20 protein-coding genes and 2 riboswitches are annotated in these 23,113 nt (G+C 61.1%); of the genes, 5 read left to right on the forward strand and 15 right to left on the reverse strand.

The features are described 5' to 3' along the window. Positions 1-66: 66 nt before the first annotated feature. From ACYZUM_RS12870 to ACYZUM_RS12905, 8 genes are all read right to left on the reverse strand, one after another. Positions 67-1,002, reverse strand: a complete 936-nt coding sequence (locus ACYZUM_RS12870) for a sugar kinase (protein ID WP_108182836.1) — start codon at positions 1,000-1,002, stop codon at positions 67-69. Positions 1,003-1,141: 139 nt separating this feature from the next. After that, the gene (locus ACYZUM_RS12875; RefSeq protein WP_108182837.1) at positions 1,142-2,356 is read right to left on the reverse strand and encodes an amino acid deaminase; all 1,215 of its coding nucleotides are present in this window, start codon (positions 2,354-2,356) and stop codon (positions 1,142-1,144) included. Positions 2,357-2,399: 43 nt separating this feature from the next. Beyond that, the gene (locus ACYZUM_RS12880) at positions 2,400-3,164 is read right to left on the reverse strand and encodes an IclR family transcriptional regulator (protein WP_041064579.1); all 765 of its coding nucleotides are present in this window, start codon (positions 3,162-3,164) and stop codon (positions 2,400-2,402) included. Between the two features lie 130 nt (positions 3,165-3,294). Continuing rightward, positions 3,295-3,684, reverse strand: coding sequence for a RidA family protein (locus ACYZUM_RS12885; protein ID WP_007912330.1), 390 nt, complete (start codon positions 3,682-3,684; stop codon positions 3,295-3,297). 28 nt (positions 3,685-3,712) lie between these two features. Continuing rightward, positions 3,713-4,510 carry an amino acid ABC transporter ATP-binding protein gene (locus ACYZUM_RS12890; protein ID WP_041064592.1) on the reverse strand — a complete coding sequence of 266 codons (798 nt, stop codon included), beginning with the start codon at positions 4,508-4,510 and terminating at the stop codon, positions 3,713-3,715. Then, positions 4,507-5,169, reverse strand: coding sequence for an amino acid ABC transporter permease (locus ACYZUM_RS12895; RefSeq protein ID WP_041064595.1), 663 nt, complete (start codon positions 5,167-5,169; stop codon positions 4,507-4,509). The genes ACYZUM_RS12890 and ACYZUM_RS12895 overlap by 4 nt, the downstream gene beginning before the upstream one ends. A gap of 9 nt (positions 5,170-5,178) precedes the next feature. Continuing rightward, entirely contained in the window at positions 5,179-5,841 is a 663-nt protein-coding gene (locus ACYZUM_RS12900) for an amino acid ABC transporter permease (protein WP_003225455.1), read from the reverse strand. Between the two features lie 51 nt (positions 5,842-5,892). Beyond that, entirely contained in the window at positions 5,893-6,741 is an 849-nt protein-coding gene (locus ACYZUM_RS12905) for a transporter substrate-binding domain-containing protein (protein WP_047294802.1), read from the reverse strand. 719 nt (positions 6,742-7,460) lie between these two features. Between ACYZUM_RS12905 and ACYZUM_RS12910 the strand changes: the two genes are divergently transcribed. Next, the gene (locus ACYZUM_RS12910; RefSeq protein WP_108182839.1) at positions 7,461-7,889 is read left to right on the forward strand and encodes a thioredoxin family protein; all 429 of its coding nucleotides are present in this window, start codon (positions 7,461-7,463) and stop codon (positions 7,887-7,889) included. Between the two features lie 166 nt (positions 7,890-8,055). On the opposite strand, the gene ACYZUM_RS12915 is transcribed toward ACYZUM_RS12910, so the two are convergent. The 6 genes from ACYZUM_RS12915 to cobW all read right to left on the reverse strand — a co-directional run bounded on the left by ACYZUM_RS12915 (position 8,056) and on the right by cobW (position 18,542). Next, the gene (locus ACYZUM_RS12915; RefSeq protein ID WP_108182840.1) at positions 8,056-9,615 is read right to left on the reverse strand and encodes a TerC family protein; all 1,560 of its coding nucleotides are present in this window, start codon (positions 9,613-9,615) and stop codon (positions 8,056-8,058) included. Positions 9,616-9,994: 379 nt separating this feature from the next. After that, a complete protein-coding gene (locus ACYZUM_RS12920) occupies positions 9,995-11,641 on the reverse strand; it encodes a phospholipase D-like domain-containing protein (RefSeq protein ID WP_108182841.1) in 1,647 nt (548 codons plus the stop codon). Between the two features lie 156 nt (positions 11,642-11,797). After that, positions 11,798-12,529 carry a vWA domain-containing protein gene (locus ACYZUM_RS12925; protein WP_262947920.1) on the reverse strand — a complete coding sequence of 244 codons (732 nt, stop codon included), beginning with the start codon at positions 12,527-12,529 and terminating at the stop codon, positions 11,798-11,800. Further along, positions 12,457-13,455, reverse strand: coding sequence for a magnesium chelatase ATPase subunit I (locus ACYZUM_RS12930; protein ID WP_108182843.1), 999 nt, complete (start codon positions 13,453-13,455; stop codon positions 12,457-12,459). The genes ACYZUM_RS12925 and ACYZUM_RS12930 overlap by 73 nt, the downstream gene beginning before the upstream one ends. A gap of 164 nt (positions 13,456-13,619) precedes the next feature. Then, positions 13,620-17,468 carry a cobaltochelatase subunit CobN gene (gene cobN / locus ACYZUM_RS12935; protein ID WP_108182844.1) on the reverse strand — a complete coding sequence of 1,283 codons (3,849 nt, stop codon included), beginning with the start codon at positions 17,466-17,468 and terminating at the stop codon, positions 13,620-13,622. 3 nt (positions 17,469-17,471) lie between these two features. Then, positions 17,472-18,542: a cobalamin biosynthesis protein CobW gene (cobW, locus tag ACYZUM_RS12940; RefSeq protein WP_108182845.1), complete on the reverse strand. Its 1,071-nt coding sequence runs from the start codon at positions 18,540-18,542 to the stop codon at positions 17,472-17,474. Between the two features lie 98 nt (positions 18,543-18,640). Continuing rightward, positions 18,641-18,853, reverse strand: a riboswitch (cobalamin riboswitch). A 929-nt stretch (positions 18,854-19,782) separates the two neighbouring features. After that, a riboswitch (cobalamin riboswitch) is annotated at positions 19,783-20,004 on the forward strand. Between the two features lie 123 nt (positions 20,005-20,127). Between cobW and ACYZUM_RS12945 the strand changes: the two genes are divergently transcribed. The 4 genes from ACYZUM_RS12945 to cobM all read left to right on the forward strand — a co-directional run bounded on the left by ACYZUM_RS12945 (position 20,128) and on the right by cobM (position 22,273). Continuing rightward, entirely contained in the window at positions 20,128-20,325 is a 198-nt protein-coding gene (locus ACYZUM_RS12945) for a CbtB domain-containing protein (RefSeq protein ID WP_108182846.1), read from the forward strand. A gap of 11 nt (positions 20,326-20,336) precedes the next feature. Continuing rightward, a complete protein-coding gene (locus tag ACYZUM_RS12950; protein WP_103366942.1) occupies positions 20,337-21,035 on the forward strand; it encodes a CbtA family protein in 699 nt (232 codons plus the stop codon). Then, positions 21,032-21,445 (forward strand): cobalamin biosynthesis protein, encoded by a 414-nt coding sequence (locus ACYZUM_RS12955; RefSeq protein WP_108182847.1) that lies wholly within the window; start codon positions 21,032-21,034, stop codon positions 21,443-21,445. The genes ACYZUM_RS12950 and ACYZUM_RS12955 overlap by 4 nt, the downstream gene beginning before the upstream one ends. An 81-nt stretch (positions 21,446-21,526) precedes the next feature. Continuing rightward, complete coding sequence (gene cobM, locus ACYZUM_RS12960) at positions 21,527-22,273, forward strand: precorrin-4 C(11)-methyltransferase (RefSeq protein WP_108182848.1); 747 nt, start codon at positions 21,527-21,529, stop codon at positions 22,271-22,273. Positions 22,274-22,475: 202 nt separating this feature from the next. Here cobM and nfuA read toward each other — a convergent pair whose 3' ends face one another. Then, a complete protein-coding gene (gene nfuA, locus ACYZUM_RS12965) occupies positions 22,476-23,060 on the reverse strand; it encodes a Fe-S biogenesis protein NfuA (RefSeq protein ID WP_003225494.1) in 585 nt (194 codons plus the stop codon). Positions 23,061-23,113: the final 53 nt, after the last annotated feature.

Consider the following 23,113-nt stretch of genomic DNA (forward strand, 5'->3'; position numbering starts at 1 on the left):
TCTTTTGATCTTAAAAAAGCAAAATCAAAAGATCGCAGCCTTCGGCAGCTCCTACAGGGATAGTTGTCAGTCCTTAGAGATTAACGCTCCCGGGAACTGGATGACCCGACTCGCCAGTAAATGCCCAGCCTGCGCCGCTTCCACCGGACTGCCACCCGACAACCGCCTGGCCAGATACGCCGCACTGAACGAATCCCCCGCCGCCGTCGTGTCCACCACCTTCTCGACCTTCTGCGCCGGCACTTCAAACGCCTCGCCATCACAACGAATCAGGCACGCCTCGGCACCCCGCTTGAGCACCACTTCCGGCGTACCGATCTGCGCGTACGCCTCGAACACCGCATCGCAATCGGCAAAATGGAACAGTGCCTGCTCGTCATCGACGGTCAGCAATGCCAGATCGACATGCGGCAACACACTGCGATAGGCCGCCCGCGCCTCTTCCTGTGACGCCCACAAACGTGGCCGATAGTTGTTGTCGAAGACGATCCGCGCATCGCGCTGCCGGGCTTCGATAAGAGTCTGGATCAAACGCTCACGGCCCTTGGCGCCAAGCACCGCGAGGGTGATACCGCTGAAATACAGCACGTCGTAATCAGGCAGCGCTGCAAGAATCGGCTCCGCCGCCGGAGTGGTAAAGCAATCGCGCACCGCCGCTTCATTGCGCCAGTAGAGGAAACGTCGCTCGCCGTTGGCGTCGGTCTGAATGCAGTACAGGCCCGGCAAACGACCGGGCAGACGCTGCACCATGTCGAGGCCAATGCCTTCATCGGCCCAGCTCTGGCACATGGCATCGCTGAAGCTGTCATCGCCCAGCGCAGTGACGTAATCGACCTGAGCGTTGTCGCCGAGGGCGCGGGACAGGTACACCGCCGTGTTCAAGGTATCGCCGCCGAAGCTTTGCTGCAGGCTGCCGTCGGCGCGGTGCTGGAGTTCAATCATGCATTCGCCGATCAGGGCGATGCGCGGGGTGTTCGGGCCCAGGGGGCTGAGGGTGGTCATCGGGTGGCGTCTCTGCTGATTCGGTGGTGTTTGATCCGGCCTCATCGCTGGCAAGCCAGCTCCCACACAATCTTCACAGCTCATGAGATCCCTGTGGGAGCTGGCTTGCCAGCGAATCGCCGCAACGCGGTCTCAAGCCTTAGAAACAAGTCTCCATGTTCTCGACCACCGCCAACTGCTCATCCACCAATAACCCCACCCGCCACTTGTCGAAGGTCAGACACGGGTGCGAGGTGCCGAAGGAAATGATATCGCCCACCCGCAATTCAACCCCCGGCGCCACGGTCATGAACGCATGCTGGTCCATCACCGCCGTCACTTTGCACGCACTAACGTCATCGCCGACCGCCGGCACCACACCGGCCTTGTACCGCAGCAGCGGCACCGGCAAACCGGCATCGAACGCCACGTCGCGCTTGCCGAGGGCGATCACCGCAAAACCCGGTTCCGGCAGCGATTGCACGTGGGCCCAGACTTCCAGCGCCGGACGCAATCCTTCGTGCAGATCGCTACGACGATCCAGCACGCAGCACTGCGCTTCCTTGTAGATACCATGGTCGTGGGCGACATAACTGCCCGGGCGCAGCACGCTGAGGAAGCGGCCGCCCGCATTCTGCGCTTCGAACGACTCGGCGATCAGGTCGTACCACGCCGAACCCGAGGCGGTGATGATCGGCTTGGCAATGGCAAACGCGCCGCTGTCCTGCAACTGCACCGCCAGCCGCACCAGCGACGCGGCGAATTCACGAATGCCGCTAACCGCGTGATCGCCATGGATCACCCCTTCGTAACCCTCGATGCCGGTCAGGGCCAGCGCCGGTTGCGCGTTGATCGCCTGGGCGAGCGCGATGACTTCCTGCTCGCTGCGGCAACCGCAGCGGCCACCGACCACACCGTACTCGATCATCACGTTCAACTTCACGCCGCGCGAGGCGAAGTAGGCGCCGAGATCGGCGACGTTGTCCGGGTGATCGACCATGCAGTAGAAATCGAAATCCGGGTCTGCCAGCAGATCGGCAATCAGCGCCATGTTCGGCGTGCCGACCAGTTGGTTGGCCATCAACACCCGCCGCACGCCGTGGGCATACGCGGCGCGGGTCTGGGTGGCGCTGGCGAGGGTGATACCCCACGCGCCGGCGTCGAGCTGACGCTGGAACAGCGCCGGGGTCATGCTGGTTTTACCGTGGGGCGCGAGTTCGGCGCCGCTGTTGCTGACGAACGTCTGCATCCAGCGAATGTTGTGCTCCAGCGCCTCGCGGTGCAGCACCAGCGCCGGCAGGCTGACGTCACGCACAAGGTGCGCGCCAATGGCAGCGGCGCCCTTTTCCACAGCGGTATTGATGGCAGTCGTCATGGTCAAACTCCTCGCATTCAGTCGCGGCCGCAGGCCGCCGCGGTTATTCGTTGATACGCCGGGCGAGGCTGTTGGCGCTCTCGATCAGCACCCGGCGATAGTCGTCGTAATTGTTTTTCGCATCGGCCCGTGGGGCGACGATGCACAGGGTGCAGATGGCCACACCATTGGGGTCTTTGACCGGCGCGGCGAAGCAATGGGTGAAGGTGTCGGCCACGCTGTCGAAGGAGAAGAAACCGTCGATCCCGGCCTGCCGAATTTCCGCCAGAAAGCGCTCCAGCGGCAGGCGTTCGCCGTCGGGCAGGATGTAGTCGTCCTCGTCGATCAGGTCGATGATCTGCTGGTCGCTCAAATGCGCCAGCAGCAGGCGTCCGGATGCAGTCCACGGGATCGGCGCGTTTTCGCCGATGTCGGACGAAATGCGGAAATGCCGCTCGCCCTCCTTCATCAATGCCACCGTGTATTTGCGCCCGTTGAGCAGGCACATCTGCGCGGTTTCCCGGGTCTGGCTGACGATATCCTGCAAGGCATGATCGGCCTCGCGGCTGAGGTCGAAATGGCGCAGGTGCGCCTGCCCGAGGAAGTACAACTGGCGACCGAGATAGACGTGCCCGTCCTTGCCCACCGGCTCCAGAATCCGTCGTTCCAGCAGCGACGCCACCAGTTCGTAAACCGTGGATTTCGGGCTGCCGATACCGTTGGCGATGTCATTCGGACGCAGCGGCTGGCCGATCTCCTTGAGGAAATCGAGGATATCGAACGCCCGGTCCAGACCACGGGCCCGGCGTTTGATGGTGTCTTCGGTCATGTCAGTACTCACTCAAAATGCCTCTGTAGGAGCTGCCGCAGGCTGCGATCTTTTGATCTTGCCTTCGTGGTGCATCCAAAATTGCCAAAAGATCGCAGCCTTCGGCAGCTCCTACAAGAGCCGACGACAATCAGGCCTTTTTCTTGTAGGCGATGCAGTCGATCTCGACCTTGCAATCGACCATCATGCTCGCCTGCACACAGGCCCGCGCCGGGGCGTGTTCAGGTTTGAAGTACTCGCCGAAAACCTTGTTGAAACTGCTGAAATCCCGGGGATCGTCCAGCCACACCCCGGCCCGCACCACATCCTCCAGGCCATAACCGGCCTCTTCGAGAATCGCGATCAGGTTTTTCATGGTCTGGTGGGTCTGCTCGACGATGCCGCCAACGATGATCTCGCCGTCCACTGCCGGCACCTGGCCGGACACGTGCAGCCAGCCGTCCGCTTCAACGGCGCGCGCGAAGGGACGTGGCTGACCGCCAGCGGCGGTGCTGCCGGTGCCGTATCGAGTAATGCTCATGGGTACTTCTCCTGATTACATAGCAAAATTAGAACCGCGTGCTCTTGAGAAACTCAGCCAGACGCGGTGATTGCGGGCGTTCGAACAGCTCCTTGGGAGGCCCCTGCTCTTCGATCCGCCCCTGATTCATGAAAACGATCTTGTCCGAGACCTCGAAGGCGAAACGCATTTCGTGGGTCACCAGCAGCATGGTCATGCCGTCTTCGGCCAGGCCCTTGATCACGTTCAGCACTTCACCGACCAGCTCCGGGTCAAGGGCCGAGGTGACTTCGTCGAACAGCATCAGGCTCGGGTTCATCGCAATCGCCCGGGCAATCGCCACGCGCTGTTGCTGACCGCCGGACAACTGCCCGGGAAAGTGATTGCGCCGCTCCAGTAGGCCGACCCGCTCCAGCCATTTCTCGGCCAGCGCGACGGCTTGGTCCTTGTGCATTTTCTTCACCTTGAGCAGACCGAGGGTGACGTTCTGCAAGGCGGTCAGATGCGGGAACAGATTGAATTGCTGAAAGGCCATGCCGGTCATGGCGCGATGACGGGCGATGACTTTTTCGGCGTGACGCACACGTTTACCGCCGACCTCGTCATAGCCAATGGATTCGCCGTCGAGCAGGATCTGCCCGCCCTGGAACTCTTCGAGCATGTTCACGCAGCGCAGCAAGGTGGTCTTGCCCGAACCGCTGGAGCCGATCAGGGTCACGACGTTGCCGCGCTGCATGCTCAGGTCGACGCCTTTGAGCACTTCGACCGCACCGTACTGCTTGTGCAGGCCACGGATGTCCAGCAGCGGCTGGCCATTTGAAACGTTGGAAACTTGAGCTTGAGTCATGGCAGGGCCACCCGCTTTTCAATGTGCCGGCCGAGTAATTCGATGCCGTAGTTGATGACGAAGAACAGAAAACCGGCGAACAGGTAGAACTCCAGAGTCATGAAGGTCCGGGCGATGATCTGTTGGGTGCTGAGCAGCAGTTCGGCGACGCCGATCACCGAGAGCAAGGTCGAAGCCTTGACGATTTCGGTGGACGAGTTGACCCAGGTCGGCAGGATCTGCCGCAGCGCTTGTGGCAGCAACACATAACCGAGGGACTGATAGAACGTCAGGCCAATCGCTTTGCTCGCTTCCATCTGCCCACGCGGCAAGGCCTGCAAGGCACCGCGCACGATCTCGGCAACGTGCGAGCCGCAAAACAGCGTGAGGCCCAGCGCACCGGCCTGAAACGCGCTGATCTGCCAACCGAGCGCCGGCGCCATGTAGAAGCAGGCCAGCACCAACACAAACACCGGCGTGCCGCGAATCAGGTCAACGTAAAAACGGAACGGCGCGCGCATCCAGAACTTGCCGTAAGTCAGCACCAGACCGGCGACAACCCCGAGCAGCGTGCCGAACAGAATCGCCAATGCCGACACCTGCACACTGGTCAGGAAGCCTTGCAGCAACGTCTCGCGTGCCACCCACAATTCATGCAACCAACTGGGAGATTCGTACATCGCAGCCTCCTATCGGCGGATCGCCAGACGCTGCTCGAGGTAACGCAGCAGCATGGCAATGAGGTAACAGGCCGCGACATACAACGCCGTGGTCACCAGCCAGGTTTCGATCACCCGGTAGCTTTCAACGTTGATCTTGCGCGCGTAATAGGTCAGCTCCGGTACCGCAATTGCGGCGGCCAGCGATGTGTCCTTGAACAGCGAAATGAAGTTGTTCGACAGCGCCGGCAACACGTTGCGCAGCATGACCGGCACGGTCACGTAAGCCTTGACCTGCCATTCACCGAGTCCGATCGCCAGCCCCGCTTCGCGCTGGCCTTTGGGGATGCTCAGCAAACCGCCACGGAACACCTCGGTCAGATAGGCACCGGCATACAGCGACAACGTGATGATGAACGACGGGATCTTGTCCAGACGGATCCCCAGGCTCGGCAAGGCAAAGTAGATCAACAGAATCAACACCAGAATCGGTGTATTACGCACCACCGTGACGTACACCGAGGCCAGCACCCGCAAGGCGCGATGCTTCGAGAGCAAGGCAAACGCCATCAGCAGGCCGATCACGCAGCCGATGGCGATCGACACCAGCGCCAGTTCAAGACCCAGACCGAGCCCCGCCAGCAAGGTGTCGAAATCGCGCCACACGGCAGCAAAGTTCAACTGATAGTTCATGGTCAGCAGTACCTTGAGCGGGGCGCGTGCAGGCGCCCCACTCTCACGGGATCATTTGAATTCGACAGGGAAACCGATCGCCGGCGACGGCAGGTCGACACCGAACCATTGCTTGAAGGATGCCGCGTAAGTCGGGAACTCAACGCCGGTCATGGCTTCATGCAGAGTGGTGTTGACGAAGTTCAGCCAGTCCTGATCGCCGCGTTTGACTGCGCAGGCGTAGGTCTGTGGGCTCCACGCGTAGGTCGGGCTGCGGTAGCGGCCAGGGTTCTGCACCATCAGGTACTTGACCGACGACTGATCGGTAGCCGCGGCATCGGCACGGCCGGAGTTCACCGCCTGATACATCAGATCGACACTGTCGTACTGATCGACCTTGGCCTTGGGCAGCGCCTGGTGCACCAGTTCTTCGGCGTAGACGTTTTGCAGCACGGCCACAGTAACGCTGTCACCGGCCGCCTGCAGGTCCTCGATTTCCTTGTACTTGCTGTTGGCCGGCAGCAGCAGGCCGACACCTTCGCGGTAGTACGGCAGGGTGAACGCCACTTGCTGCGCACGGCTGGCGGTGACGGTGATGAACTGGCAGCTCATGTCGACCTTGTCAGTCAGCAGATTGGGAATCCGCGCATCGGACGACTGCACGACGAACTCGACCTTGTTCGGGTCATTGAACAAACCCTTGGCCACCATCCTGGCGATGTCGATATCAAAGCCCTGCAACTTGCCGTCCGCACCCTGAAAGTGCCACGGCGCATTAGTGCTGCCGGTGCCGACAATCAGCTTGCCCCGGGCCAGAACACTGTCGAGTTTGCTGTCGGCTGCCTGGGCCATGCCCATGACAGCGGACGAAGCCGCAAGAACAAAAACACACGCTTTGAACAACGAAGGACGGCGATGCATGGCAAGCACTCCAGGATGATGTTTATTCCGCTATAACGGAACACGGTTTGTTACTACGGAATAGACAGCAGAAAGTGTGCCATAGGAATGGCGGGGAATCTTTATAGGATTGAAATGTTTTTGAAATCAAAGAGATGCGGGAAACGCGAAAAATGGAGCCGAGTGCGGGTACTGATGGGCTGCGCTACCTTAGGCTACAAATAGCGAGTAGCCGGTTCCCAGATGGATCACGGATGAGCAGATTCGGTGCAATGCGATTGAAGTTCGGATTTGTCTCATAGGTCATCTAGCGAGACTTTAAAAAAGGGATCATTTTCTCGCTCCTCACACAACGCGATCAGCTTCTGATCCTCTAATTTGTCCATTATCGCTTCATACTCCTTTTCAGACGCGCAATTGAAAACGGGCTCGATCCGATGAAGGACTACGACAGTTTTACTGTCACTAGCGGCGACGGTGGCAATGGGATTTCGTTTCAATTCAGAAATTCTCGCTACGACATAAAGAACGATATAAGTCCCACCTCCGTTTTCGGATGAGTGAAAAAGGTATCACTTCCCGTCATTCCACATTTCCGGGTTTCGTGTCAGGACGGTCCTTCATAAAAGTGGGAAAAATCTCGCGACTCCACGGGCCACCTGTAATTTCTGACAGTAGACCGGTTCTGCACCCTTCTTTAACGTCATCGAACCTTCGAGGTCGTTGAAAAGGAGTTCTCAATGAGCGCTGCCAATACCATTTCCAATCTGGCCCCGGTTTATCGCAAAGCCCTGAAAACCTGGCGTCCGGTGATCCTGTACTTCGCCAATGAGCACTGCCCCGCCTGCGAGTTCGCCGGGCCGATTTTTCGTCAGATTGCCGAGCCGTACCGGCATCGCGCCAATATCTACATGCTTAACACCCGTGAGTCGCCGCGCCATCCGTTGGTCACCGGCACGCCGACGGTGCTGTTCTACAAGAACGGCAAGTTGCTGAAGAAGCTCAAGGGCATCGGCACAGAGGAAACACTGGCGGCGGACTTTGACCGGCATATTGGCAGGACCAGGGCACCGGTGGTGCAGCAGAAACCACGACATGACCTGCCGTGGTTGCGCCGCACATTGAGCAGGCTCTGCACAATCACGCGTGCGCATCGGCGGGTGATTTGAGGCAGTGCATTTCCCGTAATCGTTACGGCGTCTGACACATCGCTTTCGCGGGCAAGCCCGCTCCCACAGGGGTCAACGCTGTTCACACATTTCGTGTACGACGCGTGCACTGTGGGAGCGGGCTTGCCCGCGCAGGGACCGGCACCGTCAGCGCAAGGCTGCTGCCTTACGCAGAATCGCGCACCAGCAACACCTGCGTCACCCGTCGTTCCTCAACGGCTTTGACGGTCATTTGCCAGCCTGCGTACTGCAGCCGATCGCCGATCATCGGCAAGCGATCCAGCAGGCTCATCACCAGCCCGGCCAAGGTCTGATAGTCCTCGGTCGGTTCGGCGCCAAACCCGGTGCGCTGGCGAACGCGAGTCAAGTTCAACGCGCCGCTGACGACAAAACCGCCCTGCTCCTCGATCACGTCCGGGCCTTCTATTTCGCTGGCATCGGGCAGTTCGCCGGCAATCGATTCGAGGATGTCGGTCATGGTCAACACGCCGACGAAATCGCCAAACTCGTTGACCACAAAAGCAATGTGGGTCGACGCTGCGCGCATCTGCTCCAGCGCATTGAGGATCGAATAGCTGTCGAGCAAGTTGATGGTCTTGCGCGCCAGATGTTCCAGGTTCGGCTCAATGCCGCTCAGGTACTCCTTGAGCAATTCCTTCTTGTGCACGAAGCCCAACGGTTCATCCACAGCACCGTTGCGAATCAGCGGCAGACGTGAATACGACGAGTGCATCAATTTTGTGCGAATCGTCTCGGCGTCGTCAGCCAGATCGATGGTGTCGACGTCCGCGCGTACGGTCATCAGATTACGAATCGGGCGTTCGGCCAGTTGCAGCACACCACTGATCATCACCCGCTCGCGACGGTCGAACAGTTCTGCACTCGGGGCTTCGCCGTCATCCAGCAGGTCGGAGATTTCCTCGCCGACCTCCTCCACTTCCAGCTTGCGCCCGCCCAGCAAGCGCATCACAGCATGGGCCGTGCGCTCACGTAGGGGGCGCAGGCCTTGCATCGAGCGTTTGCGGCGGGCCCGGGCGATCTGGTTGAACACCTCGATCAGGATCGAGAAGCCAATGGCCGCGTACAGATAGCCTTTCGGGATGTGGAAGCCCAGGCCTTCGGCCGTAAGGGCGAAACCGATCATCATCAGAAAGCCCAGACACAGCATGATCACCGTCGGGTGCGCATTGACGAAGCGGGTCAGCGGCTTGCTCGCAACGATCATCAAACCGATGGAAATGATCACCGCGATCATCATCACCGCCAGTTCATCAACCATGCCGACGGCGGTAATGACCGCGTCCAGCGAGAACACCGCATCGAGCACCACGATCTGCGCCACGATCGGCCAGAACAATGCGTAAGCCGCGTTGGTCGAGCGCTGGCCGACGTGGCCTTCAAGCCGTTCGTGCAGCTCCATGGTGGCTTTGAACAGCAGGAACACACCACCGAACAGCATGATCAGGTCACGGCCGGAAAAGCTCTTGCCGAACACTTCGAACAACGGCTGCGTGAGGGTGACCAGCCAGGAAATGCTCGCCAACAGGCCCAGACGCATGATCAGCGCCAACGACAGGCCGATGATCCGCGCACGATCGCGCTGATGCGGCGGCAGTTTGTCCGCCAGGATCGCGATAAACACCAGGTTGTCGATACCCAGCACCAGCTCCAGCACGATCAAAGTCAACAAGCCTAACCAGGCCGTGGGATCCGCTAACCATTCCATAAAATGTCTCGATCTCTCTTCAGTGAATTCAGGCTGCCGGGCACGGCAAAGTGCAACGCGAAGGCTCTGAGGCCGCGTTGTCAACGATAGTCGGGAGGCGGAAAACCGGATGCTGCGAGTGCGTCAAGACCGCGCCATGGCGCGAGGAGAAGGTACGACTGGGAGGCTCCAAGAGGGTGTTCATGCAAATCCTGAATGAAAAATGGCCTTGGAGCGTACAGGCTCTGACGACAATTCCTACAGAGCGAAATCATTTCAAAATCTGTATCAACGACCACTGCCCCCCCTGTAGGAGCTGCCGCAGGCTGCGATCTTTTGATCTTGACCTTAAAAAACAAAGTCAAAAGATCGCAGCCTTCGGCAGCTCCTACAGTGGCTGTCATCGTCCGGCAAAGCGCAACCGCGACAATTGCCGCAAATCCCCCGCCACGTAGTAATCGTTGGTCCAGCTGTCATCCAGCGCCAACGGACTCACCTGCTTCAGCTCGAGTTTTTTCGCGAAATAGCGGAAGCGGTAATGCTCATAAAACCGCAGCAATTCCAGACCATAGCGATCAGCCAGATCGGTGTCGCCGCGAATGATCAGGTAGTTTTCATCATTGCCGTTACTGGCCGAAGTGCTGAGGTTGTGGCTGCCGCTGATAATCGTCGGCCTGTCGCTGGTGAAGTCGACGACCACCGCTTTGGTGTGCACCAGCAGGTTGCCCTTCTGACCTTTCATGTTTTCCTTGAGCCAGCCTTCCAGACCGGTGTTAAGCAACGCTGTGGCGGCGAATTCGGCGGTGCGATCGGCGTGAAACCCGGTAATGCGGCTGGCGGTGTTCTGCAGACCGTAACGCAGAATGTCGTCATGGGGCTGACCAAGCAGCGCGTTGAGAATCGCGTCCGGCAAGGTGAATGCCGTGACAAACAGCACATCCTTTTTCGCCGCTTCGATGATCTCGACGAACTCGCGTAAGTCGGCACCACCGCTGCGTGGTGAGAACCCGGCGAACAGCGTTTGCGCAGGATCCATCGGGTTGTGTTCGGTGATCCAGTTGCGTGTGGCTGCGACATCAGCAGGGTTGGCCCAGACCTCATCGAACGTTTGCAGATAGGCAGTGGCAATCGTCACATCGTCGAGCGTATGCACCACATTGGCCTGGCGATACACGCCATTGGCGGTGAAATTGGTGCTGCCGCACAGCACCGCCTGCGGTTGACGCTGACCGACGCCATCGACCCGGCTGAGGACGATGAATTTGTCGTGGAAAATGTTGTGAGTGACCCGGCCCCGCTTGTTCGCCGCTGGTAATTGGGCAAGGTTCGCTTCGTTCAGGGTCGTATCGGAATCATCAGGCTGGGCGTGGTACAGCACGCGCACTTGCACCCCCCGCGCGAACGCCGCGTTCACGGCATCGATGATCGCCTGCAACTGATACTCGTAGATCGCAATGTCCAACGCCCACTGCGCGTCCACAGCCCGCTCGATGAAGCCCAGCAATCGCTCCAGCAGTCCGTTCTCCAGCCACAGGCGCGCCGCGCCGGGCCAGGCTTCGATGGGCAGATTCTTGTTGGCGCTGATCTGTGCGTCGAGGTCGGGAAATTTGCGCTGAAACGCCTGACTGGCAGCCACGGCGCGATTGAAGATCACGCTCTGATTGGCCGGGTGGCCGTCGTCACTGGTGATGCTCAGCTCCAGCGATTCGCCCAGTAGCGGCGCGTCCGCCGTGCCGTAGGCCAGGTGCACGCGATAGTGCAGGGTCGTGCCCGGGTTGACGGCGTAATCGGCCCAGCGGAATTTTTGCAGCGGTGCCTTATCACTGGGCGTGGCGTGATATTGGGGAAAAGTGTGAGCCTTGCCGGGAAACGTCAAGCTGTTGAACAGGAACAACCACGGTTTGTCGCCCTGTTGCTTTTCGATGGCAAACCCGAGCAAGCCTTTGCGTCGCGGTTCAGCCAGGTCCATGGCGAGCAGCACGCCGTTGGTGCCGGCGTAGGCTTTGACGCGAAAATCGTCCTGAGGATTGGCGACCAGTACCCGCATGATTCACTCCTTGTGATTGGGCTGGGTGGAGCATAGAGCAGCGCTGCGATTTTTGGTGATCCCGCATGATCCGAGGCGATGCCTTCGCGAGCAGGCTCGCTCCCACAGAGCAAGCGGTGTTCACCAACCTTGCTCGCGAAGAGGCCCGCTCAGACTTCACACATCATCGATATGCCGATATTCCGCATTCAGCACCGCCGCCAATTCCCGCACCCGCGCCAGACGGATCGGCCCCCGCTCGATGTCGATCAGCAACCCCGGACACTCCAGCGGCAGCAGCGGTGGCAAGGTTTTCAAACGTCCGTCCGTGACCAGCAACAAGCGTTGCTGCTCGGCCGGAAAACGCTTTTGTCGCTGCATCAGCCATTGCTGCGCCTGCGTCAACGCCGCCACCAATGGCGTGCCGCCGCCCGCGCCCAGTGTCTCCAGCCAGGTGCGCAAGCCACTTGAAGCCTTCAATCCTTGCACCTGCCATTGCGGCGCGCTGCCACTGGCGGTCAGCAAGGCCAGTCGCGCCCTTTGTCGATACGCATCATCAAACAATTGCGCGAGCAAACCCTTGGCATCGCTCAGTGCCTGATGCCGACGCGTCGAAGCCGACGCATCGACGATCACCAGCCATAACTCATGGGGAGCACGAGTGCGCAGCTGGAACTGCAAGTCCTCACGGGTTTGCGGCCGGCCGTTGAGCAGCGTCCCCGGCCAGTTCACCAGACCGCTGCGCGCAGCGTGGCGCTTACCCTGGCGTCCGTGGTCGAGTCGTCCGGCGCGGGGTCTGGCATTCGCCCCCGCGTCGGATCGGGGACGAATGCCGGTTACTTTTTTGGCCAGCTCGGCACTTCGCGGCGTGCGCCAGTCGTCAGCGCCGGAGCAGGCATGTCGCCCCATTGCCCCTGCCCCTCGCTTGGTTCAGCCTGGGTGCTGGTCTGGTTCTGCGCAGGTGGTTGAAGGCTGGGCGAAGTGGACTCACGACGGCGATGACGCAGGGCAAATTCCGCCACGGCGTCGATGTCCTGCTCGGCAATCGCTGCAGCGCCGCGCCATGCTGCGTGCGCACGGGCCGCCCGCAGCCAGACCAGATCGGCACGCAAGCCATCGACGCCGGCGGCAAAGCAGCGCTCGGTGATGCTTGCCAAAGCATCGTCATCCAGCGCAATGCGCGCCAAGGCGCAGCGCGCCTGTTCGCAGCGTTCGCGCAGCGCTTGCTGCTCGGCTTCCCACTGCGCGCAGAACGCCTGCGGGTCGCTGTCGAAATCCAGTCGGCGGCGGATGATCTGCCCGCGTTCAGTCGGCGCGGTGTGACCGCTGAGGGCGACGTTCAGGCCAAAACGGTCCAACAGCTGCGGGCGCAACTCGCCCTCTTCCGGGTTCATTGTGCCGATCAACACAAACCGTGCCGAATGCCGATGCGAGATGCCATCACGCTCGACCAGGTTGGTGCCGCTGGCCGCCACATCCAGCAGCAGATCAACCAGATGATCGGGCAACAGATTCACTTCATCGACGTACAGCACACCGCCGTCGGCCTTGGCCAGCACGCCGGGAGAAAACTGCGCACGACCTTCACTCAGCGCGGCATCCAGATCGAGGGTGCCGACCAGACGTTCTTCGGTGGCGCCCAGTGGCAACGTGACGAACTGACCGCTGGCCAGCAGATCGGCGAGGCCACGGGCCAGAGTCGACTTGGCCATTCCGCGTGGGCCTTCGATCAGCACACCACCGATTTTCGGGTCGATGGCAGTGAGGTACAGCGCGAGTTTCAAGTCATCGGCGCCGACCACGGCGGAGAGCGGGAAATGCGGGATGTCGGTCATCTTCAATACTCGGTCATGGTCGGTGATCTTTCGAAAATCGTTGGGAGCCACGTTGATCCCTGTGGGAGCGAGCCTGCTCGCGAAAGCGGTGTGCCAGCTACAAAAATACTGTCTGACACGACGCCTTCGCGAGCAGGCTCGCTCCCACAGCGTGAGGCGGTATGTCAGGTGTCTTCTTCTATATCCAGCAGCAGGTTTTCCAGTGCTTCTTTATACACGCCGGGTTCCTGCCACATCCCACGTTGTTGCGCTTCCAGCATGCGTTCAGTCATGTCGCGCAGGGCATGCGGATTGTGTTCACGAACAAAATCGCGGGTTGCCGGGTCGAGCAAATAGGCGTCGGCCAGCAACGCATACTGATGATCGTCGATCAGTTGCGTGGTGGCGTCGAAGGCGAACAGGTTATCGACCGTCGCCGCCAGTTCAAACGCCCCTTTATAGCCGTGACGTTTGACCCCGTCGATCCACTTCGGATTGGCCGCCCGCGAGCGGATCACCCGATTGAGTTCTTCTTTCAGGGTGCGGACTTTCGGCAGATCCGGCTGGCTGTGATCGCCGTGATAACTCGCCGCCGCTTCCCCGCGCAGGGTTTCCACCGCCGCGAGCATGCCGCCCTGAAACTGGTAATAGTCGTTGGAATCGAGCAAGTCGTGCTCGCGATTGTCCTGGTTCTGCAACACCGCCTGCACCTGGCTCAGGCGCTGGACGAACTGTTCGCGCGCAGCGGTGCCCTCATCCGCCCCACCATAAGCGTAAGCGCCCCAGTTCAGGTAGACCTCGGCCAGATCCTCACGACTCTGCCACAAGCGACCGTCGATCGCGCCCTGTACGCCCGCACCATAGGCACCGGGTTTGGCGCCGAAGATCCGCCAGCCGGCCTGACGCCGCGCCGCGTCGGCATCCAGCCCCGATTGCAACAGCGCCTCGCGCTCGGCACGCACCTTCGCCGCCAGCGGGTTGAGGTCATCCGGTTCGTCCAGCGCCGCCACCGCTTGCACGGCAGCGTCGAACAGACGAATCAGGTTGGCAAAAGCATCGCGGAAAAAACCCGAGACCCGCAGCGTGACGTCGACCCGTGGCCGGTCGAGCAGGCTGAGCGGCAGAATCTCGAAATCATCGACGCGCTGACTGCCGGTGGCCCACACCGGGCGCACGCCCATCAGCGCCATGGCCTGGGCGATGTCGTCGCCGCCAGTGCGCATGGTCGCGGTGCCCCACACGGACAGGCCGAGCTGACGCAGGTGATCGCCGTGATCCTGCAAATGCCGCTCGAGAATCAACGTGGCGGACTGGAAGCCGATGCGCCACGCGGTGGTGGTCGGCAGGTTGCGCACGTCCACCGAGTAGAAGTTGCGCCCGGTGGGCAGCACGTCGAGACGGCCACGGCTGGGCGCGCCACTTGGGCCGGCGGGGACGAAGCGGCCGTTGAGGGCGTCGAGCAGACCGCGCATTTCGGCGGGGCCGCAGGCGTCGAGGCGTGGGGCGATGACTTCGCGCAGGTTTTCAATGATCGCGCTCACTTCAGCCCAACACGCCCCTTGTGGGAGCGAGCCTGCTCGCGAAGGCGGTGTATCAGTGAACGATGCGTTGGTTGACGCGCCGCCTTCGCGAGCAGGCTCGCTCCCACAGGGACTGCCCAGTGCTTGGGCGATCAGGTGGGTGGCGAACAGTTCGAGGCGTTCGCGGGTGTCACCGGCGGTGCGCCAGATTTCGTCGCTGACGCTTTGCAGCTCCGCCGGGCGCGGGCCGTTCCACGGGTCGGCAAGTGCGCAATCCAGCGGATCAAACCCCAGCTCGAAGGCCTTGGCCAACGCCCGCAGCAGACTCGACTGCGCGCCTTTGCCGTCACCACGCGGAATGCGCAGCAAAGCCAGCAAGGTATCGATGCGCAAACGTCCGGTCGGCGATTCGCCAAAGATGTGCAGGCCATCGCGAATCTGCGATTCCTTCAGATCACACAGGTAGGTGTCCAGCCGCGGCAGCCAGATCGCGGCGTCGGCGTCACTGTCCAGACCGGCGTCGAGTTGCAGTTCGCGATCGATCTGCGTCTCGCGCACCAGTTGCAGAATATCGCGTTGCAACTCTCGCGCACGACGCGGATCGAGCAGTTGTGCCTCGTAATATTCGTCGGCCAACAGTTCCAGATTGCGCAACGGGCCGTAGGTTTCGGCGCGGGTCAGCGGCGGCATCAGGTGGTCGATGATCACCGCTTGCGTGCGCCGTTTGGCTTGCGCGCCCTCGCCCGGGTCGTTGACGATAAACGGATAGATGTTCGGCAGCGGCCCGAGCAGCGCGTCCGGCCAGCAACTTTCCGAAAGGCCGACACCCTTGCCCGGCAGCCATTCGAGGTTGCCGTGCTTGCCGACGTGAATCACCGCGTGCGCACCGTAGGTGTTGCGCAGCCAGAAATAGAACGCCAGATAGCCGTGCGGCGGCACCAGATCCGGGTCGTGATACACCGCACTTGGATCGACCTGATAACCGCGCGCCGGCTGAATGCCGACGAAGGTCAGGCCAAAACGCAGCCCGGCGATCATCATTCGCCCGTCGCGGCACATCGGGTCGTTTTGCGGCGCGCCCCAGCGTTCCAGCACGGCCGCGCGATTGGCCTCGGGCAGCGCATTGAACATCGCCAGGTAGGCGTCCATCGCCAGACTTTGCTGACACGGACGCAGGTCGATGCTGTCGAGGTCGTTGCTGACTCCGCCGAGTAATTGCTGGATCAACGCGGTGCCGCTGTCCGGCAACTCAGCCGTCAACGGAAAGCCTTCGGTCTGCAACGCGCGCAGGATATTCAATGCCGCCGCCGGCGTGTCGAGACCGACGCCATTGCCAATCCGACCATCGCGGGTCGGGTAGTTGGCGAGGATCAGCGCAATACGTTTTTCCGCGTTCGGCAACCGCGCCAGATCGCTCCAGCGTCGGGCCAGTTCAGCGACAAAATCCATGCGCTCGGGTTGCGCCCGGTAGCAGACCACGTCGGACTGACTGCGCTCGCTGCGCCAGGCCAGATCCTTGAAGCTGATCGGCCGGCTGATGATGCGCCCGTCGAGTTCCGGCAAGGCAATGTGCATCGCCAGATCTCGTGGCCCCAGCCCCTGTTCGCTGTCACGCCAGCCCGGCTCGTTGTCCTGGGCGCAGATCGCCTGAATCACCGGAATATTGCGCCGGAACGGCCGCAGGTGCGGCGCTTCCGGGCTGGATTGCGCGAAGCCGGTGGTGTTGAGGATCACCGCAGCTTCGACCTCATCCAGCCAGTCCTCGACCACCGACAGGCAGCCGGGTTCTTTCAGGCTGGCGACGGCGATCGGCAACGGATTGAGCCCCGCCGCCTGCAAGCGTTGGCAGAACACGTCGATGAACGCGGTGTTCGCCGCTTGCAAATGCGAGCGATAAAACAACACCGCCGCCACTGGTTGACCGGGCAGCCAATCGGCTTGCCAGTCGCTCAGTGCGGCGGTGTTTTTCTGTGGGTGGTAAATCGCCGTACGCGGCAGCGCCTGCGGCTCGCCCCAGGTGTAGTCGCGCGACAGCCAGCGGTTGGCCAGGCAATGGAAGAAGCCCTGCGCATTGCCCATGCCGCCCTGACGCAAAAACTGCCAGAGACGGTCGCGATCTTCGGCGGGCACGGTGCTCAGGTCGCTGAGTTCCGGGTCGGGACGGTCATCCCCCGGTACCAGAATCACCTGCACGCCGCGCTCGGACAATTCCACCAGACGCTCGACACCGTAACGCCAATAGGCGATGCCGCCGTGCAACGAAATCAGAATGACCTTGGCGTGCCGTAGCACCTCATCGACATACAGATCGACCGAGGCGTGATTCTGCACCTGCATCGGATTGGCCAGGCGCAGGCTCGGGTAATCCTCAGGCAGTTGCTGCGCCGCTTCGGCGAGCAGCGCCAGGCTGGAATCGCCGCTGCACAGGATCACCAGCTCGGCGGGGGTTTGTCCAAGGTCGGCAATGTTGTCATCCGACACGAAACCGCCGGGCTGGGTCCTGAGCAGGTGCATGGCTTAAACGCTGAGCGCGGCGCGCAGTTGCGCTTCGAGTTGCGCGGCGTCGAGCTTCTGGCCGATCAGCACCAGACGAGTGACACGCGATTCATCAGCGCCCCACTGGCGGTCGAAGTGCTTGTCGAAACGCGTGCCCACGCCTTGAATCAACAGACGCATCGGCTTGTTCGGAATCGCCGCGAAGCCCTTCACACGCAGGATGCCGTGCTTGACCACCAATTGCGTCAGCGCGTCGAGCAACAGGCTTTCGTCGGCTTGCGGCAGTTCAATGGAGATCGAATCGAAGGCGTCGTGATCGTGGTCATCGTGATCGTCATCACCGTCGTGGTGGTGATCGTGATGGCTGTGGCGGCTGTCGATGTGTTCTTCGGAACCGGCACCGAGACCGATCAGCACGTCCAGCGGCAGGCGACCGTTGCTGGCTTCGATGATTTTCACCGCTGGCGGCAGTTCTTCAGCGACTTCAGCGCGAACGCGAGCCAGATCTTCGGCGCTGGTCTGATCGGCCTTGTTGAGGATCACCAGATCGGCGCTGGCCAGTTGGTCGGCGAACAGTTCGTGCAGCGGCGATTCGTGATCCAGATTCGGATCGAGTTTGCGCTGGGCATCGACCTGATCCGGGAACGCGGCGAAGGTACCGGCGGCCACGGCCGGGCTGTCGACCACGGTGATCACCGCGTCCACGGTGCAGGCGTTGCGGATTTCCGGCCACTGGAAGGCTTGCACCAATGGTTTTGGCAGAGCCAGACCGGACGTCTCGATCAGAATGTGATCGAGATCGCCGCGACGGGCGACCAGTTCGCGCATCACCGGGAAGAACTCTTCCTGCACTGTGCAGCACAGGCAGCCGTTGGCCAGTTCGTAGACGCGGCCGGTGGCTTCTTCTTCGGTGCAGCCGATGGTGCATTGTTTGAGGATCTCACCGTCGATTCCCAGCTCGCCGAACTCGTTGACGATCACCGCGATACGGCGGCCCTGAGCGTTGTCGAGCATATGGCGCAGCAAGGTGGTTTTGCCCGAGCCGAGGAAACCGGTGACGATGGTGACGGGGAGTTTGGCCAGTGTTTTCATCGGATGCCCTTTGGCAAGGTGGCGGGCATACGGGACGAGATCCGCTGCGAGCGTGCGCGCGGAAGAATTCGCCACCGGATCACCCCGCCCGGTTGTAGTGAGAAATCTGTCACGAGGCAGGTCTCCTGGCTGACGGTGTTCAGGCCTTGGGCCTGGCATTCGCTGCGCCTTCCCGCGGGCTCAGTGGATTGAGCTGGCAGTGGCGTGGCAACGAACTTCACCGTTCACAGTTGCGGGGGCAGCCGCGGCTTTGACCGCGTTCCCTTCTTAGCTTCAGCGTGGGCCGAAGAACCTCGAAGGTGCAAGGCTACGCATGGGTTGAGGATGGGTCAATGTTTGGATTGGGGGCATATCCGTTGCTGCGGGGGTTGCTGATTACGGTTTCGCCGTTGCGGCGGGTCACTTTTGCCAGACCTCGGGTTACGGGATCTGGTTTTTTTTGGATTGGGGGCATATCTGTTTCTGCGGGTGTCGCCGCTGGCGGTTTCGCTCTTACAGCGAGTCACCTTTTCCAGACGCCGAAAAGGTAACCCAAAAGGCTTTGCCCCGGCGTACGGCACTTCGCTGAGGCTCAGTGTTCCCTCCCTACGGTGTCCATCCGGGGGCATCGCCTACGGTTTGCTTCGCTGCACCTCCTCTCGATGTATGCGGCTTCGCCGCATGGCGCTGCGCGCCTACCCCCGGATGGACACCTTCGCTCGGCCTGCCGAAGGGGCTGAAGATCAAAAGCCAAAGCCAAAGCCAAAGCCAAAGCCAGATCAAAAGATCACAGCCTTCGGCAGTTCCTACAGGGATTGGGTGTATTCAGTTAGGAATTTGGTCGGCTGTCAGGCCGCCATCGCTGGCAAGCCAGCTCCCACAATTTAATTCGTGCACACCCCATGCGGCGAAGCCGCCCCACTCAACACGATGAGCGTTAGCTCGAGTAAAGCTTTTGATCTCAAGGCCCGTCGGCAGGCTGAGTGGAGGGATTTATCCGGGGTGGGAGCGCAGCGACCGTTTGGCGCAGCCAAACACAGCGAGAGGAGGTGCAGCGAAGCAAACCGTAGGCGCTGCCCCCGGATGAATCCCGCAGCGAAGGAACCCGAGCCCAAGCGAGGGCCGAACGTCAGGGTAAAGCCCTTTGGTTACTTTGGGGCTTTTGCCAAAGTGACCCGCCGTAAGGGCGGAACCCTAAGCGGCCGTTACCGCAGCAACGGATCCACCCCCAAAATTGACTAAATTCCCCAACCCATGCTCTCCTACACAACTTGTTACGGGTGCCCTTCACAGGGTGAAACGGGAAACCGGTGAATCATGTGCTTTACTCAAAGCCATGTCAGTCCGGTGCTGCCCCCGCAACGGTAAGCGAGCGAAGCGTCGAATCCACTGTGCCATTGCGGCATGGGAAGGTGATGCTTGCAGGTCGGCCTGATGCCAACCCCTCGTGAGCCCGGAGACCGGCCCGCAACACACAGCGCGCATTTTGCGTCGCTGAACATAACAAACCCGCGGTGGGCGGGCGCTGTTCGAACCTCTGCGTGCCCGACTCGCAGGGGTTTCCATGCGCTCTATATCACCCGCTGACACTCCAGAGGGAAGCGCCATGTCGATCATCAGCAGCACCGGCAGCAACACCGACAAAATCTCCAGCACCGCCACCTTGAGCCAACGCCTGACCGCCGCGATCTTGGCGTCGATCCTGGGTGCAGGCCTCGTTTATTTCGCCGGTTTCTCGCACATCGAAGCGGTGCACAACGCCGCTCACGATACCCGCCACAGCGCCGCGTTCCCGTGCCACTGAGACCTGCCGACATGATCAAGCGTATCGCGCAAACCGCAGGCTTCACCGGCCTGCTGGCCGCCCTGCTGCTGACGTTGCTGCAAAGCTTCTGGGTTTCGCCACTGATTCTGCAGGCCGAAACCTTCGAGAAGTCCGAGCCGGTGGCCGTTCACGAACACGCCGCCGGTACAGCCGCACACACTCACGACGCTGAAGCCTGGGAGCCGGAAGACGGCTGGCAACGCGTGGTCTCGACCACCGGCGGCAATCTGGTAGTGGCGGTCGGTTTCGCGCTGATGCTCGCCGGCCTGTACACCCTGCGTGCACCGACCAAAACTTCGCAGGGCCTACTCTGGGGCCTGGCCGGTTACGCGACCTTCGTCCTCGCGCCGACCCTCGGCCTGCCGCCTGAACTGCCGGGCACCGCTGCCGCCGATCTGGCGTCGCGGCAAACGTGGTGGATCGGCACCGCCGCTTCCACCGCAGTCGGCCTGGCGCTGATCGTGTTCAGCCGCCACTGGCTGATGAAGCTGCTGGGCGTGGCGATCCTCGCCGTGCCGCACGTGATCGGCGCGCCGCAACCGGAAGTGCATTCGATGCTCGCCCCGGAGGCGCTGGAAACTCAGTTCAAAATCGCTTCGCAGTTGACCAACGTGGCGTTCTGGCTGGCCTTGGGCCTGATCAGCGCCTGGTTGTTCCGCCGCAAAAGCGATGGTCAGTACCACGCATGACCGATGACCGCGCAGCGCCGACCTTCGTGGTTGGCCTGGGCTGCCAGCGCGGCTGCCCGGCCAGCACGCTGCGCGCGTTACTCGATCAGGCATTGCAGGCGCATCGCATAGAACTCGAGGCGGTCAAGGCCCTGGCCAGCATCGACCTTAAACGTGATGAACCCGGTTTGCAGGAACTGGCCAGCCAACTGGCGCTGCCGCTGTTGTATTTCAGCAGCGAAGAATTGGCCATTTACCAGCAGCGACTGAGCCATCACTCGCAGATCGCCTATGAGCGCACCGGTTGCTACGGTGTGGCGGAAAGTGCCGCCCTGGCCCTGGCCGAGCAGTTGATTCAGGCACCGGCAAAGCTGCTGATTTCCCGGCAGAAATACGCTCAGGCGACACTGGCATTGGCCGGCGCTGCGTAAATTCCCGATAATCCCCCTGTTTGATCATGAGCAATCTTCATCTGAAGCGTTGCCCTGCCCCGTTTTTCACAGGATTTCTTCATGACCGTCTACTTCATCGGCGCCGGCCCCGGCGACCCGGAATTGATCACCGTCAAAGGCCAGCGGCTGATCCGCAGCTGCCCGGTGATCATCTACGCAGGCTCGCTGGTGCCGGCCGCCGTGCTCAAGGGACATCAGGCGGAAACGGTGGTCAACAGCGCCGAATTGCATCTGGAGCAGATCATTGAATTGATCACAACCGCCCACGGCAAGGGCCAGGACGTGGCGCGGGTGCACTCGGGTGATCCGAGCCTGTACGGCGCGATTGGCGAGCAGATTCGTTATCTGCGCGAGTTGAATATTCCGTTCGAAATCATCCCCGGCGTCACCGCCACCGCCGCCTGTGCAGCCTTGCTCGGCGCCGAGCTGACGCTGCCGGATGTGTCACAGAGCGTGATTCTGACCCGCTACGCGGACAAGACCGCGATGCCGGTGGGTGAGGAGTTGAGCAGTCTGGCGCAGCATGGCGCGACCATGGCGATTCACCTGGGGGTCAACCATCTGCAGAAAATCATCACTGAATTGCTGCCGCATTACGGCGCGGATTGCCCGATTGCGGTGATTCACCGGGCAACATGGCCGGATCAGGATTGGGTGGTGGGGACGCTGGAGGACATTGCGGCGAAGGTTGAGGCCAAGGGGTTTCGGCGTACGGCGTTGATTCTGGTGGGTCGGGTGCTGGGCAGTGAGGTGTTTAGCGAGTCGTCGCTGTATCGCGCGGGGCATGCGCACCTCTACAGACCCTGAATCATATGGGATTGGGTGCCAACCTGTGGCGAGGGGATTTATCCCCGATGAACTGCGCTTGCAGTTCCTTTTCTGGGGCTGCTTCGCAACCCATCGGGGATAAATCCCCTCGCCACACAATAAACAGGCACTCATTAATCAAGTGCATAAAAAAACGGCGCTCACGGGGCGCCGTTTTTCATGTTCGCAGTGAACACCTTACTCAGTAGTAGGCGTTTTCTTTCTGCGTGTGGTCGGTCACGTCGCGCACACCTTTGAGCTCTGGAATACGCTCAAGCAAGGTGCGCTCGATACCTTCCTTCAGGGTCACGTCGGCCTGGCCGCAGCCCTGGCAGCCGCCGCCGAACTGCAGCACGGCAATGCCGTCCTCGACCACATCGATCAGGCTGACCTGACCGCCGTGGCTGGCCAGCCCCGGGTTGATTTCGGTTTGCAGGTAGTAGTTGATGCGCTCGTTGACCGGGCTGTCGGCGTTGACCATCGGGACTTTGGCGTTTGGCGCCTTGATGGTCAGCTGGCCGCCCATGCGGTCGGTGGCGTAGTCGACGACGGCATCGTCGAGAAACGCTTCACTGAACGAATCGATATAAGCAGTGAAGCTTTTCAGCCCCAGCGCGGTATCTTCAGGTTTTTCTTCGCCCGGCTTGCAGTAGGCAATGCAGGTTTCGGCGTACTGGGTACCAGGCTGGGTGATGAAGACGCGGATGCCGATACCCGGGGTGTTCTGCTTGGAGAGCAGATCGGCCAGGTAATCGTGGGCGGCGTCGGTAATGGTAATAGCGGTCATGGAAACTCCTCGCAGGCTTGGGCGCAGTTTACGCCAATCATTGCGCCGGACAA

This window comes from Pseudomonas sp. m6p (assembly GCF_055760375.1).

Excerpts from the sequence above, each read along its gene's own strand:
- ACYZUM_RS12890 (WP_041064592.1), bottom strand. The coding sequence starts at position 4,510 with ATGACTCAAGCTCAAGTTTCCAACGTTTCAAATGGCCAGCCGCTGCTG.
- cobM (WP_108182848.1), top strand. The coding sequence starts at position 21,527 with ATGACCGTCTACTTCATCGGCGCCGGCCCCGGCGACCCGGAATTGATC.
- ACYZUM_RS12930 (WP_108182843.1), bottom strand. The coding sequence starts at position 13,455 with ATGACCGACATCCCGCATTTCCCGCTCTCCGCCGTGGTCGGCGCCGAT.
- ACYZUM_RS12875 (WP_108182837.1), bottom strand. The coding sequence starts at position 2,356 with ATGACGACTGCCATCAATACCGCTGTGGAAAAGGGCGCCGCTGCCATT.
- ACYZUM_RS12880 (WP_041064579.1), bottom strand. The coding sequence starts at position 3,164 with ATGACCGAAGACACCATCAAACGCCGGGCCCGTGGTCTGGACCGGGCG.
- ACYZUM_RS12920 (WP_108182841.1), bottom strand. The coding sequence starts at position 11,641 with ATGCGGGTACTGGTCGCCAATCCTCAGGACGATTTTCGCGTCAAAGCC.
- ACYZUM_RS12950 (WP_103366942.1), top strand. The coding sequence starts at position 20,337 with ATGATCAAGCGTATCGCGCAAACCGCAGGCTTCACCGGCCTGCTGGCC.
- ACYZUM_RS12900 (WP_003225455.1), bottom strand. The coding sequence starts at position 5,841 with ATGAACTATCAGTTGAACTTTGCTGCCGTGTGGCGCGATTTCGACACC.
- ACYZUM_RS12945 (WP_108182846.1), top strand. The coding sequence starts at position 20,128 with ATGTCGATCATCAGCAGCACCGGCAGCAACACCGACAAAATCTCCAGC.
- cobW (WP_108182845.1), bottom strand. The coding sequence starts at position 18,542 with ATGAAAACACTGGCCAAACTCCCCGTCACCATCGTCACCGGTTTCCTC.
- ACYZUM_RS12915 (WP_108182840.1), bottom strand. The coding sequence starts at position 9,615 with ATGGAATGGTTAGCGGATCCCACGGCCTGGTTAGGCTTGTTGACTTTG.
- ACYZUM_RS12885 (WP_007912330.1), bottom strand. The coding sequence starts at position 3,684 with ATGAGCATTACTCGATACGGCACCGGCAGCACCGCCGCTGGCGGTCAG.
- nfuA (WP_003225494.1), bottom strand. The coding sequence starts at position 23,060 with ATGACCGCTATTACCATTACCGACGCCGCCCACGATTACCTGGCCGAT.
- ACYZUM_RS12895 (WP_041064595.1), bottom strand. The coding sequence starts at position 5,169 with ATGTACGAATCTCCCAGTTGGTTGCATGAATTGTGGGTGGCACGCGAG.
- ACYZUM_RS12870 (WP_108182836.1), bottom strand. The coding sequence starts at position 1,002 with ATGACCACCCTCAGCCCCCTGGGCCCGAACACCCCGCGCATCGCCCTG.
- ACYZUM_RS12955 (WP_108182847.1), top strand. The coding sequence starts at position 21,032 with ATGACCGATGACCGCGCAGCGCCGACCTTCGTGGTTGGCCTGGGCTGC.
- ACYZUM_RS12925 (WP_262947920.1), bottom strand. The coding sequence starts at position 12,529 with ATGGGGCGACATGCCTGCTCCGGCGCTGACGACTGGCGCACGCCGCGA.
- ACYZUM_RS12910 (WP_108182839.1), top strand. The coding sequence starts at position 7,461 with ATGAGCGCTGCCAATACCATTTCCAATCTGGCCCCGGTTTATCGCAAA.
- ACYZUM_RS12905 (WP_047294802.1), bottom strand. The coding sequence starts at position 6,741 with ATGCATCGCCGTCCTTCGTTGTTCAAAGCGTGTGTTTTTGTTCTTGCG.
- cobN (WP_108182844.1), bottom strand. The coding sequence starts at position 17,468 with ATGCACCTGCTCAGGACCCAGCCCGGCGGTTTCGTGTCGGATGACAAC.